Here is a 17,578-nt window from a genome sequence, read left to right as displayed (position 1 = left end):
CAAAACGGAAACAGAGAATATAGCTAGTTTATATTCACGGCTGGGTCAAATGAATATATGCATAGCCGCCGTAGGGGTTATGTCGTAGTTATTTCTGCGGCGTCTGGCATTAAAGGGTGAACCGCGATTTGGAAGACCCGTCCCAGCTCAAAGAGCAGATTGCCTTCAAGTACATTTCTACTGATTTCCCCGTGGAATTCAAGCGGCCGTCGCGCCTCCACGTGGCAAGAATAGTCCTAAAGCTGCTTCCGGTGGCTCTGAATTTCCGCAGGGACAGGAGGGAATGGGTAAAGCACGAGGGTCGCAACGTTGACGAGGAAAAGTACCGCAAGCACGCCCGAAAAGCGCTAAAGACGTTTCTGGAGCTTGGGCCATCGTACATAAAACTGGGCCAGTGGCTCTCCACACGAGCCGACATGCTCCCACTCCCGTATCTGGAGGAGCTGTCAAAACTTCAGGACGACGTGCCGGCCGCACCTTTTTCGCAGGTCAAGGCTACAATAGAGGCAGAGCTTGGCGGCAGAATAGAAGACGTGTTCGAGTCGTTTGACACGACTGCGCTTTCAGGGGCAAGCCTTGGCCAGGTGTACCTTGCAAGGCACAAAGGCAAGGATGTGATAGTAAAGGTTGCAAGGCCCGACATCGAAGAGGCAATAGAAAAGGACATCTACATCCTGCAAAAGATAATGCCGCTTGCTACACGGTTCATCGATCCGAACCTGCGCTTTTCAGCCGAGGGGATGCTTGCGCAGTTTGCAGAAACGGTGCACGAGGAAATGGACTACAGGGTTGAAGCCGAGAACCTTCTGGCCATAAGCCGGAACCTCGCTGACGACAGCTCTGTCCTGATGCCTGGGGTCTATCCCGAAAGGACGTCCAGGCACGTGCTGACGATGGACTATTTGTCCGGGACAAAGATAACCGACATCAAGGAGCTGGACAGGATGGGGATAGACAGAGAAAAACTCGTGGTCCGCATCCACAGGTTGTTTTTCAAGATGCTCTTGCGCCACAACATCTTTCACGCCGACCCGCACCCCGGCAACATAGCAGTAGCAGAAGATGGCCGGATAATCCTCTATGACTTTGGGATGGTGGGCCGGCTAGACAACTCGACGCGGATAAAGCTCATCCGGCTCTACCTGGGGCTGGTGGAAAAAGACGCTGCGCGGACCGTAAACGTGCTGATGGAGCTTGGAACACTAGAGCCGGATGCAAACAGGTACGTGATAGAGAAGGCAATAGACCTGAGCATCCAGTCGCTTTACGGCAAGCAGGTGGACAAGATGGAGGTCAAGGCGCTCATGGACCTTGCAAACAAGACGATGAGCCGGTTCCCCTTCAAGCTCCCAAAGAACCTCGCGCTGTACATGAGGATGAGCTCTATCTTGGAAGGAATATACCAGCACCACAGGGTGCGGTTCCAGTTCATCAAGGTTCTTGCAAACCTGCTCGAAGAAGAGGGCCTGATACGCGAAGCTTACATTGAAGAGGCCAAGTCCTCCGTGCAGCGTATCCGCAAGTCGGTCGAAGCCGCCATGAATTTCGGCCAGTTCATGCAGTCCGCGTACGACTCTGCGCTGTTTGGCAAAACCAACAACAATAGCAACAGCCTGATGGCCGGCTCTATCCTTGCCGCCAGCCTTTTCGTGGGTTCGTCGATACTTTATCCCCAAAATTCCCTTGTTGCTTATGCGGGCTTTGGAGCTGCCGCAGTAACCATGGCCGTGTCAATATTTAAAAGAAAATCATAATCATGCAAATTCTACTATAATATGTTATTACTTTAGGTAGTTTTCATCAATATCCGCCTTCTCACAAACGTTTTCTATATCCGCTGGATAATGTATGACTGAAAAACAATGAACGTGCAGGCTGACGTACAGGAGATATTCTGGGTTTCGTACACGATACTGGAAGTAGATCCGGGCAATGATCTGCAAGACGTCCTGCAAAAATTTGCAACCATAATCAACGTGCAACTGACCATGCAAGAAGGCCAGAAATTTCCTTTCATCCCGTTCAATGGCTTTGAGAGTGCAAAAAAGTCAAGCAAGGTATTTCTGTATGGACCAAGCGGGTGCGGCAAGTCAAAAGCCATCTTTGAAATCATCCGGGAAAGGATAGCCCGGATAAAGCGAATCTACATCATAAACCCTCGGCAAACGCTCGGGGGCGAGTCAGGAAGGATGAGCCTCTTTAACCTGCTCAGCAAGGCCGGCCACGAAGACGCGGTGGTCTGGGACAACTTTCCCGACGACCTCGTAAAAAGGGACGTCAAAAGCGCCACAGGCGTGCTGGAGCTTGTCAGCTCAAGGGATCTGAATGACCTCCTGATTGCGCTAAAGCCGAGGTACATGGAGATCTACCGCGAGATCACCCGCGACGATGCCGTTCCAGAATTCCACAACGTCGAGATATCATACGACAAGGACCGTTTCAAGAAAATCATGCAAGAGTACGGCGCGCAATTATCGCAGTTCAATAGGGTATACCAGGGCCACGTGGCAAGCCGCATAGAGGGCGTTTCTCAGGCTCTCTGGAAAAAAGAACCGATACCAATAGCCATTCTTGACTACTACCGAGAACTGGCCGGAAAGGAAGAAGGCGACGGCAAAAAATCCATCAACGCGGTTGCAGAAGCAGAGAAACTTTTGCGCGCCGGAGACTATTATGAGAGCCAGTTTGACTTTGTGACCCATGCCAAAGAGCGCCGGGAAGACGCCGAGTTTCTATATACTCTGAAGCTGTGTTATGAAGCCGGCCTCGGCAGGATGTTTGGCCTCATAGAAAAGTTGCAGAAAGGGATATTCGGCAGCCTGCCACCAAGAGATCCGCTGCGCAGGCTGTCCACGTGGGTCTACCTTTCAGGCCAGGACTATGCGATGCACGACGCCCGGAAGGACGCGATAAAATTTAGTGACCACGTGATGCTGCAAATCATAAACTACCTGATAGACAATTTCCAAGACGTCCTTCCAACAGAAAACAACCAGATCTATTCATTTGGGATGTTTCTGGGCAAGCACGTCCAGTTTGTACCGCGTGACGCGTCGCAGCCTTTCCTTCCAGCCAGCGTTTACGACTTTATGAGGGAGAACCGGTATTTTGCAACAGGATTTGGCCAAGGCGCCGGCTCGATCTTCCTTTCGCTGGACGAGCCGATTCAACAAGGTGTATTGCGAAGGGTGGAGGTAGACATCGAGTTCACGCGGGGTCTGTGCGAAAACCTGGGATCCAACTTTTCTCTGTTTGATTCGGAAAGCCAAGAAAAGATTCTGGGCATGATAACAAGCGGACTTCCGTTTGCAAGGTATCTTGGAGAAAGCCTTGGAACACATTTTTTTTCCATGTCCCAGAAGCTCAGGGATGAAATTTCCAAGAGAGCTAAAAAGAATGTACAGTTTTCAGACGGCCTGGGCATGGGAATGGGGTACGTCATGCCCCTTCTAGATGAAAACTTGCGGCAGGATGCATTCAAAAAGGCAGAAAACGATAGCGAATTTACAAGAGGGCTCGGATACGGCCTAGGTCGAAATTTTCCCTCGATTTCAGCAGATTTTGAAGCCAAGATCTTTGGACTTGTCGAAAAGAACAGGGAGTTTGCAAAGGGGCTGGGTTACGGCATAGGTTTTCCATTCGAGTCTTTCACCCCGGAATTCAAAGCCCGACTGCTAGATCTTGCAGGAAAAAACAGCGAATTTTCCTATGGTCTGGGTATCTTTTTTGGCTTTGCATTCTCGTACCTTCCAGGGCAAATCCAAGATCAGATGCTTGCAATGGCAGAGAGGCACAGCGAATTCGCGTACGGCCTGGGCATGGGAATAGGATATCTTTTCGAGTACTTGACTCCAGAGCTGGAGGGCAAGATTCTTCAAAAGGCAAGCAAGAACGCCAAGTTGACCTATGGAATAGGGTCGGGCTTTGCTTTTTCGTTCAAAAATTCGCCCCCGGAAGTCCAGAACAGAGTCCTTGCGCGTATTGAAAAGAACAGCGAGCTGACGTACGGCCTGGGCTACGGCCTTGGGTTCATATTCACATATCAAAAACAAATCTATGCAGACATCTTTGACAGGTCAGAGAAGAACAGCGAATTCGCGTACGGGCTGGGGCTGGGGCTGGGCCAGTCTTTCAGCTATCTGGATGACGAAATACGGGACGACATACTGGCGCGTATTGAAAAGAACAGCGAGCTGACGTACGGCCTGGGCTACGGCCTTGGATATCTTTTTCCCTACCTGTCCGGCGAGCAGCGGGAACGCAGTTTCCAAAAGGCTGATATGAACCCGCATTTTGCAAAGGGTCTTGGCATGGGCATGGGACGAATTTTCGCGTATCTCGACAGATTCCATGACGAAATCTTTGATAGGGCCCGGGTGAACCCGCATTTTGCAAAGGGCCTGGGCTACGGCCTCGGGTATGTCTTCACTTATTTTCCGCCAAGCCTGCGCGAAAAAATCTCTGCAATGGCCGAGGACAATCCAGAACTGACATACGGTCTTGGCACCGGCCTGGGCTTTACCTTCTCTTATTTCCAAAAAGAAGATCAATGCCTCTTCTTTGAAAAGATAAAGGATGCATATTTTGCCCGGGGTCTTGGCACCGGCCTCGGCTACGCCTTTGCCTACCTACACCAAGACATCCAGAACCATGCGTTTGCCAAGAGCCATGAGAAGGTACAATTTGCAATCGGGCTGGGAGAAGGTCTCGCCAGAATCTTCTCCTATCTTGACGAAAGGATCCAGAATGAAATCCTCAAAAAGGCCGTCGCAGGAAGCGGCCTCGCAAGAGGTCTGGGCCGCGGGTTCGGCTCTGTGTTTCCCTATCTTGATGCCAATATGCTTGAAGCCAGTAGCCGGCATGCAGAGAAGGATGGGCAGTTTGCAAGGGGTCTGGGCGAAGGCCTCGGCACCATCTTCCCTTACCTGTCATCCGGCGCCCAAGCCGGCGCCTTTGAAAGGGCAAAAAACAACGCCCAGTTTAACATAGGCCTCGGCACCGGCCTCGGCTACATCTTTCCCTATCTAACACGCGACGTCCAAACGCTCGTTTCTGCAAAAGCCCGGAACGATACATCGCTTGCCCGGGGTCTTGGCACCGGCCTCGGCTACATCTTTTCTTACCTTGGCAACACGCTCCAGAAAGAATTTCTTGACAGGGCAAAACAAGATGCATCATTTTCTCATGGCCTGGGCTCCGGCATAAGCTACGGGCTTGCCTACTGTCCAGACTATTTGAAGAAAGAGGTTGTCGGATACTCAAAGAGCGATCCGCATTTTGCCACCGGCCTCGGCACCGGCCTCGGCTACATCTTTTCTTATCTGCCGAGACCCCTGCGCCAAGAATTGCTCATCCTTACAGACAAGCATCCCAGCTTCGGCACCGGCCTCGGCACCGGCCTCGGCTACAACCTGCCTTCGTTTACTGAGCAGCTGCAGGAAGAGATTCTGGGCTGGATAAACAAAAGCAACGACTTTGCCACCGGCCTCGGCACCGGATTAGGCCGGTCCTTCCAGCACCTCGACGGGATAACGCAGCAGGAAATCCTAGGCTGGATAAACAAAAGCAACGACTTTGCCACCGGCCTCGGCACCGGCCTCGGCTACAACCTGCCGTCCCTTTCCGAGCAGCTGCAGGAGGCGGTCCTCGACTTGGTGGGCAAGAGCGACGGTTTTGCCACCGGTCTGGGAACAGGGCTTGTACGCAGCTTCCAGTACCTAGACGCCAGCCTGCAGCGCAGAATCGCGCTCTTGGCGCAAAAGAACCGCGCCCTTGCATATCTTCAGTCCAAGGTTAGCTAATCTTGCTACTGTGCCACTTATTAACATGGGATAATAGATTACCGATGGTGTGAGTTCGACAGATGATGAAGAAGCGACATTTGGCGACTATCCGCTAGTGGGCTCGGCACAAGAAAGCCAGACCGGTCCGTTTTCCGATTTTCCCGCGGACGAAGTGTCCTTCTCTGGCAGGAGCGAGAGCTACTGCGTGTGCTTCATTGACATGGTGAACTCGACCGCAGTCACGTCCGGCCTGGCCCCCGCGAAACTCGTCAGGTACTACTCTATCTTTTTAAACGCAACGGCGGCAATAGCCAAGAACTTTGGCGCCAAGATAATAAAAAACGCCGGCGACTGTCTGATATACTACTTTCCAGCCACTTCCGATTCTGCAAGTCAAGTCGCGTTCTCGGACGTGCTTGAATGCTGCACGGCAATGATAGACGCCAACAGGGTCATAAACGCCCGGCTCAACATCGAAAGCCTCCCACCGCTTGGCTACCGGATAAGTGCCGACTATGGCAAGGTGGAAGTGGCCCGGTCGGCAACTTCAAACAGCGACGACCTGTTTGGGTCGACAATGAACCTGTGCGCCAAGATAAACTCCAAGGCTGAAAGGAACGGCATGGTGGTTGGGGCAGACCTGCACAGGGTCATCCAGTCTATCCCCGCAGTCGTCGAGCTGTACCAGTTTGAGCAAGTGGGCTCGTACCTGGTCGGAGTTGAGCAGCAGAAATACGCCGTGTTTTCAGTCGCAAGGCGGCAAAAAAGAAACACCGTCAACCCCTTCAAGGCAATGCCTGCAAGGTTCTGATCTCACGCACACTAGGCGTACGAGACCTTTATCTTTTCAATGACCCTCTCATAATCCGGACCCTTTTTCCTTGCATACCTCTCCATCGCAGTCAGGGGAATCCACCCCATGGACACTGCAAGCCCCGCAAAAAACATGTTGACAGCCGTGGCGTTTCGGCCCACCTGGTGCATGAACTTTTTCATGCCGTGCTTGTAGTTGTGCTGCCATGTCTTGTAGATTATGCCGAATTGCTCGGCAGTCATCGTGCTTCCAATGTCATAAAAGTCCGACTTTTCCAAGAGGCCGATTGGTACAAACGTGAGCGGTGCAACGGCAAACCTGGAACCCTCCTGCTCGGTTTCAAGCTCGTGGATTAGCCTGATTGTCTCCCAGCTGTCGTCAGGAGTCTCGTCGTTGTCAAGGCCCATTATCAGGCTGAAAGCCGGTATCCAGTAATTCTCGTTCAAAGTCTTGACTGCGGTTTTCACCACCCAGTGCCATTCCTCCGGCTTGTATGGGGCCAGCTTGCGGTCGGCGTACTTGCCGATGAGCCTGACGCTTCCTGTCTCAAGGCCGCACTGGATGCCGATAAAGTTGTCATGCCCTGCGTTTATTATCCTCGACACGTTTGGTATCAGCCTCTCGTCGGCAATCGCCCCAGACAGCGTGCCGTGCGTCGGGTTTGTGTGCTCTATGCCGGTCGCCATGACGCCTCTGAACAGTTCCTCAATCGCTTCCCTGTTTGGCTGCATATTCTTGTTAGAGCGGGGATTCATGCCGTAGACAAAGATGTCGTCGCTGTGGAGCCACGCGTTTTTCAATCCGCCGTACTTCATGTTCACCTCTATCTCCTTCTGCACCTTCTCGACTGGGTAGTATCGTAATGGCCTAAGAGTCACGTCGCAGAACTTGCATCCCCTGCCGCAGCCGCGCATCACCTCTATCATGCCGTGCATACTGGGGTTGACGATGTCTGGAATATCATTAACAGCCGGCTCTCCCCAATAGTGCACGAACCGGCCGTGGTGCGTCTTTTTCCCGCGCAAGAACTCTTTGATCTCTACCTTGAACTGGCTCTTTTTGAAGGGATTCGCCATGTCAAACTCGCCCCTTGTAAGAGCGTCAAAGAACGGACCGGCCGCGCCGTCTATCTCAGGCGCCATGCCACCAAGCTCGCCCTCTAACACGGCATAAATGCCGTACTCCTCTATCTTGGCAGGGTCATAGTTATACTGCCAAGTGCCAGACGCCCCGACAACCACCTTTGCCTTGCTAGAGTTTCTTGTCTTTGCCGCGTTTATCCTGCTGTGAAGTTCCCTGCTGCAGTATTCAGTGTAGGACATCAGGTGCCTGCCGTACGTAAAGGTCATGCTGACCGGCCCCATGCCGAGGGGATCCATCTCGTATATGCCCACCGCCTCCGTCCCGGGACCGATGAATTCCTCGACGTGGTCGGGGTGCACCACTGCAACGTCGTCCGCACTGTAGCCGTCCTTTAGCAACGCCGCTTCAACTTTTCTCAGTCCGTACGGCGCGTACGTTGCCCTGCCGGCCGCCTGCGCGATTGGGTTGCAGAGGAAATTGAAAAGGGGCATCGGCGTGACCTGATTCCTGAACACCAGCCTTGACAGAGACCTGCTTCCGGTCATGTAGTACCAGAAGGAATTGGCGCCGTTGCCACCACTGCCGCCGTTGTTATTGTTGTTCTGCTCTAGCGCCGGAAAGCAGCCGAGAAACGAAGCAAGCGAGATTCCCCTGTACGGCGACATGAGGGTGCGGTCGGCGGTGAGGACTATTTTGGGCGCCACATAAACGGAATGGGTGCCGGAAATTTAAGTACAGAAGTATGGCTATTCTGGAACGGACTTATCGGCGCACATTAACGAAAAACAACTAATCATGTGAAATCAGAAGCCACGCGCTTTTTTCTGGTTCGCTGCGTACCGGAGGAAGAGTTTACCAGCGGCCGAGCCGGCTAGGCATCCTGCTATTATCGCGTCTGCCGCTGCGTCTCTGGAGCTCTTGCCGTCCTTCTTGCGCTTTCCATAGACCGCCCTGCCCACCGCCGCGGCAGCTGCAGCGCCTACAAGGTATTCCGGCGCGTCGGCCATCAGGTGCCCGAGCGGGTCCTTGCGCGGGTCTATTTTGTCCACGTGCGCCGTGTAGTGGGTGCCATAGTCGCGTATGTGGAGGTTGCCGTACCTGTACTGCCTCTCGGCGCCTTTCTTGCTCCCAAGCGCAGTCTCTTCTATTCCTATTATCGGCCTGACTGCCTTTGGAATTATGATGTTGCCGTCTGCGTCTACAAACTCCACGGGCAAAATAAAGCCGGTTTCAGATATAAAACTAGCGAATCGATATTAACCCGCCTCCGCTGTACCAACCGCATTGCCAGTCAAGGTTATTGCAAGCAGGCGCGTCTATGAGGGCGCCATCTCGCTCCGCAAGGACAGGTTCTCTGTAAATGGCAAGGTGGTCGAAAAAGAGATAGTCGAGCATCAGCCGTCGGTGGGAATCATCGCCGTTGCAGCCGATGGCCGCATCATTCTAGTGAGGCAGTACCGGCGCGCTCCGGACAAGACGCTGCTAGAGATACCTGCCGGCAAGATAGAAAAAGGCGAGACGCCCCGGCAGGCCGCTATCCGCGAGATGGACGAGGAGATAGGCTACTCGGGCAAATTAAAGCTATTTTTGAAATGGTATCTTGCGCCCGGATATGACACGGAACTCATGCACCTGTTCGTCGCCACGGACCTGAAGAAAATAGACGAAAAGAGGCGCGCGATGGATGACGACGAGGACATTGTCACGGAAAAGGTCGCGCTTGCGGCCGCCGTGAAAAAGTGCCTCAACGGCGAGATAGAGGATGCCAAGACAATAGCGGCCATCTTGGCGTATGCTCCTGTGAAAGAGCGCGTCCACTAGCTGTGGATCTCGCTTATCTTTTGCGCAAGCATGACGTCATAGTTGCTTACCTTGTTGCCGATGTCGTGCGTCACGAGGTTTATGGTGACATGGTTGTACACGTTTGACCATTCGGGATGGTGGTTAAGCTTTTCTGCCTCTATCGCCACGCGGGTCATGAACGCAAACGCTTCTGCAAAATCGCCAAACTCAAACGACTTGCGCAGCTTGCCGTCGGCTATCTTCCAGCCGGACATTTTTTCAAGTGCCTTGTCGATCTCTTGCTTTGAAAGCTCGCGGTAATCTTCATCATGCATGGAGAGTCTTTCGAGGGCGCAGCTAATACGCTTTGCCCAGTGATTAGCATATCTGATATGGGGAGAGCTTTGTTCACAGTCGTTTGCAATTTATAAGGCCGTCGAATCTTGCATGAACAGCGGGCGGCTGGTCTAGCCTGGTTATGATACCGCTCTTACACAGCGGTGGTCGAGTGTTCAAATCACTCGCCGCCCACTTTTTCCAAGTTTTGGATGAGTTTTTTTGCCTGCTTTTTTTGCTCAACCGTGCATTTTGCCGGCTTTTATCGCCCTGACGTACAGGATTATCGCCGAAAATCCAACAGCCGCAATCGTCCCTGCTAGGCCCATGGGAAACTCTGGCACGACGTTTGCCGCCGTGATGATTATTGTCGACTGGGAAGAAGAGCCGGTCGGGGCGTCTGCCTGCACCACGTCTTCATGCTTGCCTGTCAGGATAAGGGTTGTGACCTGGTCGTTTGATGACGACGCATCTTCCTTTATGTCCAAAGCCGCGCCGCTACCGGTCGATGCGGAAAACGGACCGGACATCATCTGCTTTGGTATCTCTAGTTTTATGGTAAAGTCGCCGGAATGCGCGGTCGCATTGCCAGAAGAGGATGATGAAGAAGAAAGGACAAGCTGTTTGTTCTCTGTCTTTAGCTCGGCCTTGCTTATCGTCATGGAGGAGTATGCGCCCAAGTCAAAGGCCGTGTCCTGATAGTTTACCTTCAGGGTCTGTTTTGGCGTCACCGGCACTACAAAGCTGTACTCTAGCGGCGGCTGGAGGAACGTGTTGTCAAAGTCGATTCCCGTAACTTCGACTGCGACCTTGTAGCTGCCTGCAGTAGAAAACACCGGGCCCTGCACCTTTATCGGGCTTCCAAAGTCAGAGACATAGCTTGCCGACAGGTTGTCATAGTTTGCGCTCACCCCGTACGTATCGGTTGAATTGTCTTGCACAAAGCGGATGCTGACCTTGCCATCGTGGCCGTGGACCACCTCGGAGAACACCTGCTTGCCGTCCTCTCTGGTGATAATGAGGGTATAGCTGACGTGGGGGGCGTTCTTGCCGGTGTTCTTGTCTATCAGTGAAAGGGTCATGTCAATCGGCTCTCCCGGCAAGGCCGCTGCGGGGCTTGTGGTGAAATCAAGCGCAAGCTGCCTGTCGCCGATGCTTGCAGTCGGAAGGTGCGACTGGTCCGACGTCATGTGATTGGCTGACTCCTCTGCATATGCAGAGATGGCGGGAAAAGACGCAAGGGCCGCCAAAAAGGCAGCTGCAAGTAGAGTCTTTGAGTGAGACATGTACCCGAGTTATCGGATTATTGCCCATTAGCTTATAAATTATCTGGTGGCGCTTTGCCCGGCAACAACAAAACTCAAATCACGTTTCCTTGGATGCTGAAATGCGGCAGCAGGAATGGGCCAAACTACTACAACAACTAAAGTGATTTCAGGCGCAGGCAACATTGCCCGCGCGATCGCAAAGTTCCAGTCCAACATCAAGAAGGACTGGTGCGCCTGCGTCGACTCGTCCATTCCGGCGTTTTCCATGAGCGATGGGATAAGGCAGGGCTACGTGGCCGCAAAAAAGCGGGGCGTGAGAATCAGGTACGTCACCGAGATAACGGCGCAGAACCTTGGGCATTGCAAGGAGCTGATGGAGTTTGTCGAGCTGCGGCACCTCTCCGGCGTGCGTGGCAGTTTTGCGGTCAGCGAGACCGAGTTTGTCGCCGGCATCCGGGGCAAAAAGGCGCTTGCAAAACTCGTCCGAAGCAACGTAAAGGAAGTTGTCGCGCACCAGCGCGACGTCTTTGAAACCTGCTGGGACAACGCCACTCCAGCCGCGCGCAGGATAAAAGAGCTTGAGAGCTGAAACAATTACTGCGTCTGCATCTTGTAAAAAGAGAACTGTGGCAGCACCTCTGTGTGCATGCTGCAAAGCTCGTGCAGTTGTTATGCGTAAAATAAAATTTTTGTTATTTCAATCTCATTAATATGAATATTTGTAATTATGCATGTAGTAATGTATTATATATGTAAAAAATCATAATCGGTTCAAATTTATATTTTCGAATGTGGCATATAGATCATGGGGACGGTCGCTTTACACCTTGACGACAAAGAAGACCTACCAAACGTCATTGTAAAATGCCCCGTATGCGCAGGGTCCGGCTCCATCCAATGCATGGAAGACGACTGCGTTAACCCCTTCTGCCTGTCTCTTCCCCTTGCAACCGAGGAAAGATGCAACTGTTGCGATGGGCGCGGGTGGGTCCGAAAAGAGCAGCAAGAATGCAGCTCCTTCTGCCGCCGAGAAAAGAAGGAGGAAGAAGCAAGATAAACGGGAGGATGATAGCCGCGATTTTCATATCGCAGGGTTCGCGGCGGTAGAGTATGATTTCAAAGTTTTTCGTGCATCAGTCATCAACCTATCAGAAACTCTTGAATATGCCAAGCTCATCTACTATTGTCGAGTAGAGGAATCTAATATGAGAATCGTCCAGCTTTGGTCGAATTCTGATGAAACAGAATTCGCGATCAGGCTGTCTGCGGACAGGATAGGCTTTCGAGCCTCTACTAACGAAAGGGCCGATTTTGTCAAAGTCGTAGACGAGACATACGCGACTGACGACGAGTACATCGACTGGCCCTTCATGCTTGCAAAATGGATATCCTCCTGGAAGGAAGGCTTTCGCCATACTGCGCTGGCACAAGAATTGAAGTTGCATGAGGCAAAGAGCAAAGTGGGCCATGGTTTCGCAACCGCCCTTGTCTCAAGAGAAAAGCGAAAAGCCCGGCGGCCTAAAAAGAAAAAGCGCCGCAAGGCCGGCCGCATGAAACTTGACGTAAAATGCGACTTTTGCAACCTGATGTTTTATGATGACGCCGAGCGGCTGGCCCACCAAAGGGAATGGCACAAGGGCGAGTTGTTGAAAAGCAAATAGTGATAATGATGACAAGCCGCGTCATGCACGCGGCTTGCGTGGCTATTTCTTCTTGCGCCCGTCGATGACGAGGACGACGACGCCTGCTATCATCACCAGTACGCCGGCGACAACTATTCCCACGCCGGCGACGATTCCCTTGAACACGCCAATGCTGGCATTGTCTTGTCCTACACCGGGTATGTAGCCAAGCACAATGTCCGCCGTCGTGTCCGTGCCACCGTTGTTTGTGACTGTCAGCCTGTGGCTGCCGGCCTGTGCAGGAGCCGCCCCTTCTGCGAGCGTCTCGTTAAACTCTTTTCTCAGAACCTCGCTTCCGTCCGGCCCGACTAGGACTGCCGTCATGGGAACGGGATTCTTTGCCGAGACCACAACCGAAAGCGGCCTTGTCAGGTCTGAAACCTTGAACTCGGCGGACGCGGACTTGCCTGCGGCAAGCGACACTTGCTGCAGTATCGTCGTGTCTTTTTGCAGCTGCTCTGCCACCGGAAGCGCCCACACGATGGTCAGGGCTATTCCTATCGCAAAGAGCGCCGCGCCTCCAATCAGGACATAGTAGCCGCGTTTCAACGCGTGTCTTTTCTGCGATCCTTCGTTATTAACCTAGTGAACCTATGCTGCAAACTTTGCGATTATCCTGCCCATGCATTTCGTGCACTTGTTCAAAAGGTCGATCCTTGCAAACTCGTTTGGCGAGTGTATGCGCGCAAACATGTACGTGCTCCCGACGGATATGCACGGCGCCTTTAACACCTTGACAAACGAGTACATCGGGCCGGTGCCGGCAGACGACACGCTCAGAACGGAACTGCCAAACGCCTCTCTTGCGGCCTCGTCCACCTTTTTCACGAACGGGTCGGAGATGGGAGTCCTTGCAGCCGCCTCGCCGTGGATTAAATTGACCTGTATGTCTGAAAAGCCCCTGTCCTTCAGGTGCTTTTTTAGCCGCGCCAGCTGTTTTTCAGGCATCATGCCCGGAACGAGGCGAAAGTCGATTTTCACACGAGCCCTTGCGGGGAGCACCGTCTTGGCTCCCTCTCCAATGTAGCCAGAGTCAAAGCCGGCGATGTTGCAGGTGGGCATCCCGACAAGCGCCTTCTTGGCGTCATTGCCTTTGGCGTTTGCCACAAAGCGCTTTACGCCGTACTCCTCCTTGAATTCTCTTTCATCAAACGGCTCTTTAGAAATGACTGCAAGCTCCTGCTTTGTAAAGGGCCTGACCTCTTTGTACCAGTCCTTTATTGTGACTCTGCCTGACTTTTCGTCGCGCATTGTCTTTAGTGCAGAGACAAGCCGCCATGCCGGGTTTTCGATGAGCACTGCGAGGCTAGAGTGCGCGTCCCTCGACGGGCCGTTTGCTATCAGTTCTACGTACAGCAGGCCCTTCATTCCCAGGCTTATTATCGGCCTGTCTTTTGCGTCAACGTAACCGAATTCCCATATCACGCCGTCGCAGGCGAGTTTTTCTTCGTATTTTTTCAGGTACTGCTCGACGTGCACGCTCCCGACCTCCTCCTCGCCTTCTACCATGAACTTAATGTTGCACGGGACGTCGCCAGTCTCTTTCAGGAAATATTCCACCGCCTTGATGCGGGTTATCAGCTCGCCCTTGTCGTCTGCCGAGCCCCTGCCAAAGACCTTGTTGTCCCTGACGGTGCCGCTGAACGGCTCGTCCTCCCACAGCTCCAGAGGCTCCTCCGGCTGTACGTCATAGTGGTTGTAAAAGAGGAGCGTCTTGGCCGGGTTTGCCTTTGATTTCACTTCGCCGTAAACTATTGGCGGGACGGTCCTGTCATCCAGGTACAGCACCTCGGAATCAATGCCTGCCTTTTGCATCATTTTTGCGACGAGGTTTGCACACTCGACGAGGCCGACCTTTTTTGCCGAGACGCTCGGCTGCCTGATAAGCGCCTGCAGGTCAGAGATCAAGTCGTCCATTCCGGCGTCGACAAGCGAGTCTATCAATATAGCAGGTAACACTCTAGATATTGAAAATAAAGGTTGCTTTCCTGCTAGGGTGCCACTCTTATCGTACCCTGCATCCACGGCCAGGGCTCCGTGTGGGCGCGGTACTCCCCTGCGTCGTTAAACCCGCACATGAATGACTCGCCCGGCTTTAGCTCCTTTTCTACTCCAAAAGAAGTGATATTGGCACTGTCCAGAAGGGGCTTGCACGCCGGCTCTATTAGCAGGATGGTTGGAAAGACCTCCTCGTTCCTCTATTCTATGAAATTGCCTGCTCTGATGTTGGCCGTTTGCGGCTCAAACTGCCCGCTCTGTCTGGATGCGCCCTCTGGTATTGACACGATCTGCCCTGCCATAGATTGCACCCTGTGTACTGGCAGGTTTGCGGCCCATGCGGAAAACAGCGTCAAAAACACAATGCCTGCGGCAAGGCCCGCTATCGCCGGTGCGGCAGAATGCATGTACACGCTGCTGTGTGGCAGACAAGATAATGAATTTTTGTCTAAACTGTCAGGGCTGGTCTGGCGCTTCTATGTTGAGCCTGTGCACGCCAGATTCGCTGTCGGACAGTCGCTCGCTTGCGTCTGAAAGCGCGTAATACGCTACAATCAAGGAAAACAGGAACGCAATGACTGCCGGTATGACTACTAGGAGCAGTATGGCCGACATGGTATGACAATGCAATGCGTACAATAAAAGTCCACCTCGATGTGCACATGCATTTATAACCATCCTGACGCATTTTTCCCCAAATGTCCAGTTCCATCTTTTTCTCGCCAAAGTCGATAGCAGTAATTGGGGCTTCGGAAAAGCCGGGCGTAGGCAAGACGATATTCACAAACATTGCCAAGCATTTCAAAGGCAAGATCTATCCAGTCACCCCGTCAAACCCGACCGTGGGCGGCCTGACGGCGTACAAGAGCGTGCTGGACATACCCGAAAACGTCGACCTTGCGGTGGTGGCTGCGCCAAGCAGGTTCACACCTGCGGTTATGGAGGAGGTGGGCAAGAAGGGGATAAAGGGCGCGATAATCGTTTCTGCCGGTTTCAAGGAAGTGGACGAGGAGGGAGCCCGGCTTGAAAAAGAAGTGGGCGAGATTTCCAAAAAATACGGCATCAGGGTAATCGGACCCAACTGCCTTGGCATCATGAGCCTGTCAAAGGACAACATGATGAACTCTACGTTTCTAAAGATAACGCCAAGCCACGGCGGCATTGCGCTCGTCTCGCAGAGCGGGGCCATTTGCGCCGCGACAGTAGAGGATGCCGGCGCGCAGAACATCGGCTTTTCCAAGGTGATAAGCATGGGCAACAAGGTGGACATGGATGAAAGCGACGTGCTGGAGCTGCTCGCAGAAGACGAGGACACCAAGGTGGTCGTGATGTACCTGGAGGACATCCGAGACGCAAGGCGCTTCATGTCCATCGCAAAGAGGATAACTACTGAAAAGAAAAAGCCGGTCATTGTATTAAAATCAGGCAGGACGGCGGAAGGCGCCAAAGCGGCCGCGTCGCACACCGGCGCGCTGGGAGGCTCTGACGCAAACTATGAAGCGGCGTTTGCGCAGTGCGGGGTCATCCGCGTCGACACGATGGGAGAGCTGTTTGACCTTGCCACCGCGTTTTCCAAGCAGCCGCTGCCGGAAGGAGGCGTAGTAATCGTCTCTAACGCAGGCGGCCCTGCTATCATATCAACTGACGCCTGTTCAAAGTACGGCCTGAAAATGGCCGACATCTCTTCTATCCGCGACGACATTGCCAAGGTCATACCGGCGTACGGCTCGCCGAGAAACCCTGTCGACATCGTGGGCGACGCGGATTTCAACAGGTTTGAAAAAGTGCTCAACCTCGTCCTTGCGCATCCCAACGTGGGCTCGGTCGTCACGATGTGCACGCCTTCTGCCACCCTCAACTATGACAACCTTGCAAGGGTGCTGGTCAAGATGTCAAGACAGTTCCCGAACAAGACGATGCTTGCGTCCCTCATGGGCCTCGCAGAGGGCGTGGAGAACAGGGCGATAATGTCCGAAGGCGGGGTGCCGTACTACCTATACGCCGAGCCGGCGATAAGGACGCTCAAGGCAGTCTATGATTTCAAGAGCTGGGTCGACGGCGCCAAGACCAAGGCCGGCACACTCTCGTTTGCCAAGGATACCGCCAAGGTCAAGGAGATATTTGCAGGAGTCAAAAAACAGGGCCGAAACAATTTGTTAGAAGAGGAAGGGTACGAAGTCCTGCGAGCGTACGGTTTTCCGACGCCAAAGAGCGTCCTCGGCGCGACGGAAGACGAGTGCGTCAAGGCTGCAAAAGAGATCGGTTATCCAGTGGTCATGAAGATTGCGTCGCCTGACATCATACACAAGTCGGACGCAGGCGGAGTCAAGGTCGGGGTAAAGAGCGACGAAGAACTTCGCGCCGCGTTCAGGGCAATAATGGAAAACGCCAAAAAGTACAAGGCCGACGCCCGGATAAAGGGCGTCCTCGTGCAGGAGATGGTCAAGTCTGCCAAGGAAACGATTCTTGGCGCAAGCCAGGATCCGACGTTTGGGCCGGTCATAATGTTCGGGCTTGGAGGCATCTACGTCGAGGTGCTGAAGGACGTGGTGTTCCGCGTTGCGCCCATTGACGAGCGGGAGGCGGCAAAGATGGTCGAGTCGATAAAGACGATAAAACTGTTGAAGGGGGTCAGGGGAGAAAAGCCGTCCGATCTGAAGGCCATTTCCGACTCGCTCCAGAGGCTGTCGCAACTCGTAACCGATTTTCCAGAGATAAAGGAATTCGACATCAACCCGCTCCTTGTGCTCGAAGAAGGCAAGGGCGCAAGGGTGGTCGACGCCAGAATAATACTAAAGTAATCGGGCGGCGATCCTTCCTTCCTCTCTATCC

The 17,578-nt window shown here is 53.2% G+C and carries 15 protein-coding genes and 1 tRNA gene; 8 read left to right on the top strand and 8 right to left on the bottom strand.

What is annotated here, in order from left to right; translation table 11 throughout:
• Nucleotides 1-128: 128 nt before the first annotated feature.
• From ACYOR7_RS08925 to ACYOR7_RS08915, 3 genes are all read left to right on the top strand, one after another.
• Nucleotides 129-1,754 carry an ABC1 kinase family protein gene (locus ACYOR7_RS08925; RefSeq protein WP_294804284.1) on the top strand — a complete coding sequence of 542 codons (1,626 nt, stop codon included), beginning with the start codon at nucleotides 129-131 and terminating at the stop codon, nucleotides 1,752-1,754.
• Nucleotides 1,755-1,862: 108 nt separating this feature from the next.
• Nucleotides 1,863-5,801 (top strand): hypothetical protein, encoded by a 3,939-nt coding sequence (locus ACYOR7_RS08920; protein ID WP_479913658.1) that lies wholly within the window; start codon nucleotides 1,863-1,865, stop codon nucleotides 5,799-5,801.
• Between the two features lie 49 nt (nucleotides 5,802-5,850).
• Complete coding sequence (locus ACYOR7_RS08915) at nucleotides 5,851-6,594, top strand: adenylate/guanylate cyclase domain-containing protein (RefSeq protein ID WP_294804280.1); 744 nt, start codon at nucleotides 5,851-5,853, stop codon at nucleotides 6,592-6,594.
• 11 nt (nucleotides 6,595-6,605) lie between these two features.
• On the opposite strand, the gene ACYOR7_RS08910 is transcribed toward ACYOR7_RS08915, so the two are convergent.
• Nucleotides 6,606-8,345: a B12-binding domain-containing radical SAM protein gene (locus tag ACYOR7_RS08910; protein ID WP_479914460.1), complete on the bottom strand. Its 1,740-nt coding sequence runs from the start codon at nucleotides 8,343-8,345 to the stop codon at nucleotides 6,606-6,608.
• Nucleotides 8,346-8,483: 138 nt separating this feature from the next.
• A complete protein-coding gene (locus ACYOR7_RS08905; RefSeq protein ID WP_294804276.1) occupies nucleotides 8,484-8,891 on the bottom strand; it encodes a hypothetical protein in 408 nt (135 codons plus the stop codon).
• A gap of 73 nt (nucleotides 8,892-8,964) precedes the next feature.
• Here ACYOR7_RS08905 and ACYOR7_RS08900 point away from each other — a divergent pair, with 73 nt between their 5' ends.
• Nucleotides 8,965-9,501, top strand: a complete 537-nt coding sequence (locus ACYOR7_RS08900; RefSeq protein ID WP_294804274.1) for an NUDIX hydrolase — start codon at nucleotides 8,965-8,967, stop codon at nucleotides 9,499-9,501.
• On the opposite strand, the gene ACYOR7_RS08895 is transcribed toward ACYOR7_RS08900, so the two are convergent.
• Nucleotides 9,498-9,797, bottom strand: a complete 300-nt coding sequence (locus ACYOR7_RS08895) for a 4a-hydroxytetrahydrobiopterin dehydratase (RefSeq protein ID WP_294804272.1) — start codon at nucleotides 9,795-9,797, stop codon at nucleotides 9,498-9,500. The two genes, ACYOR7_RS08900 and ACYOR7_RS08895, sit on opposite strands and share 4 nt — an antisense overlap.
• 121 nt (nucleotides 9,798-9,918) lie before the next feature.
• On the opposite strand from ACYOR7_RS08895, the gene ACYOR7_RS08890 reads away from it, so the two are divergent.
• Nucleotides 9,919-9,993, top strand: a tRNA-Val gene (locus tag ACYOR7_RS08890).
• Nucleotides 9,994-10,037: 44 nt separating this feature from the next.
• On the opposite strand, the gene ACYOR7_RS08885 is transcribed toward ACYOR7_RS08890, so the two are convergent.
• The gene (locus ACYOR7_RS08885) at nucleotides 10,038-11,084 is read right to left on the bottom strand and encodes a hypothetical protein (RefSeq protein ID WP_479913657.1); all 1,047 of its coding nucleotides are present in this window, start codon (nucleotides 11,082-11,084) and stop codon (nucleotides 10,038-10,040) included.
• A 115-nt stretch (nucleotides 11,085-11,199) separates the two neighbouring features.
• On the opposite strand from ACYOR7_RS08885, the gene ACYOR7_RS08880 reads away from it, so the two are divergent.
• Together ACYOR7_RS08880 and ACYOR7_RS08875 are read left to right on the top strand one after the other, a co-directional pair.
• Complete coding sequence (locus ACYOR7_RS08880) at nucleotides 11,200-11,655, top strand: hypothetical protein (RefSeq protein WP_294804269.1); 456 nt, start codon at nucleotides 11,200-11,202, stop codon at nucleotides 11,653-11,655.
• Between the two features lie 385 nt (nucleotides 11,656-12,040).
• Nucleotides 12,041-12,727: a hypothetical protein gene (locus tag ACYOR7_RS08875; RefSeq protein ID WP_479913656.1), complete on the top strand. Its 687-nt coding sequence runs from the start codon at nucleotides 12,041-12,043 to the stop codon at nucleotides 12,725-12,727.
• Between the two features lie 42 nt (nucleotides 12,728-12,769).
• On the opposite strand, the gene ACYOR7_RS08870 is transcribed toward ACYOR7_RS08875, so the two are convergent.
• The 4 genes from ACYOR7_RS08870 to ACYOR7_RS08855 all read right to left on the bottom strand — a co-directional run bounded on the left by ACYOR7_RS08870 (nucleotide 12,770) and on the right by ACYOR7_RS08855 (nucleotide 15,361).
• A complete protein-coding gene (locus ACYOR7_RS08870; RefSeq protein ID WP_294804265.1) occupies nucleotides 12,770-13,297 on the bottom strand; it encodes a hypothetical protein in 528 nt (175 codons plus the stop codon).
• A gap of 42 nt (nucleotides 13,298-13,339) precedes the next feature.
• Nucleotides 13,340-14,665 (bottom strand): M20/M25/M40 family metallo-hydrolase, encoded by a 1,326-nt coding sequence (locus ACYOR7_RS08865; RefSeq protein WP_366137325.1) that lies wholly within the window; start codon nucleotides 14,663-14,665, stop codon nucleotides 13,340-13,342.
• A 281-nt stretch (nucleotides 14,666-14,946) separates the two neighbouring features.
• Nucleotides 14,947-15,153, bottom strand: coding sequence for a hypothetical protein (locus ACYOR7_RS08860; protein WP_479913655.1), 207 nt, complete (start codon nucleotides 15,151-15,153; stop codon nucleotides 14,947-14,949).
• A gap of 49 nt (nucleotides 15,154-15,202) precedes the next feature.
• Nucleotides 15,203-15,361: a hypothetical protein gene (locus ACYOR7_RS08855; RefSeq protein ID WP_294804259.1), complete on the bottom strand. Its 159-nt coding sequence runs from the start codon at nucleotides 15,359-15,361 to the stop codon at nucleotides 15,203-15,205.
• Nucleotides 15,362-15,444: 83 nt separating this feature from the next.
• Here ACYOR7_RS08855 and ACYOR7_RS08850 point away from each other — a divergent pair, with 83 nt between their 5' ends.
• Nucleotides 15,445-17,547 (top strand): 4-hydroxybutyrate--CoA ligase, encoded by a 2,103-nt coding sequence (locus tag ACYOR7_RS08850; protein WP_479913654.1) that lies wholly within the window; start codon nucleotides 15,445-15,447, stop codon nucleotides 17,545-17,547.
• The last annotated feature ends 31 nt before the right edge of the window (nucleotides 17,548-17,578 follow it).

This window comes from Candidatus Nitrososphaera sp. 86-2 (assembly GCF_056726185.1).
Note: the sequence above shows the minus strand (reverse complement) of the source record. Positions and strands in the feature narration are given on the sequence as shown.

What these genes read in the sequence shown, in the direction of transcription:
- ACYOR7_RS08880 (WP_294804269.1), top strand. Translation starts at nt 11,200, where the DNA reads ATGGGCCAAACTACTACAACAACTAAAGTGATTTCAGGCGCAGGCAAC.
- ACYOR7_RS08910 (WP_479914460.1), bottom strand. Translation starts at nt 8,345, where the DNA reads ATGTCGCCGTACAGGGGAATCTCGCTTGCTTCGTTTCTCGGCTGCTTT.
- ACYOR7_RS08860 (WP_479913655.1), bottom strand. Translation starts at nt 15,153, where the DNA reads ATGCATTCTGCCGCACCGGCGATAGCGGGCCTTGCCGCAGGCATTGTG.
- ACYOR7_RS08865 (WP_366137325.1), bottom strand. Translation starts at nt 14,665, where the DNA reads ATGGACGACTTGATCTCTGACCTGCAGGCGCTTATCAGGCAGCCGAGC.
- ACYOR7_RS08885 (WP_479913657.1), bottom strand. Translation starts at nt 11,084, where the DNA reads ATGTCTCACTCAAAGACTCTACTTGCAGCTGCCTTTTTGGCGGCCCTT.
- ACYOR7_RS08920 (WP_479913658.1), top strand. Translation starts at nt 1,863, where the DNA reads ATGAACGTGCAGGCTGACGTACAGGAGATATTCTGGGTTTCGTACACG.
- ACYOR7_RS08850 (WP_479913654.1), top strand. Translation starts at nt 15,445, where the DNA reads ATGTCCAGTTCCATCTTTTTCTCGCCAAAGTCGATAGCAGTAATTGGG.
- ACYOR7_RS08855 (WP_294804259.1), bottom strand. Translation starts at nt 15,361, where the DNA reads ATGTCGGCCATACTGCTCCTAGTAGTCATACCGGCAGTCATTGCGTTC.
- ACYOR7_RS08895 (WP_294804272.1), bottom strand. Translation starts at nt 9,797, where the DNA reads ATGCATGATGAAGATTACCGCGAGCTTTCAAAGCAAGAGATCGACAAG.
- ACYOR7_RS08875 (WP_479913656.1), top strand. Translation starts at nt 12,041, where the DNA reads ATGGGCGCGGGTGGGTCCGAAAAGAGCAGCAAGAATGCAGCTCCTTCT.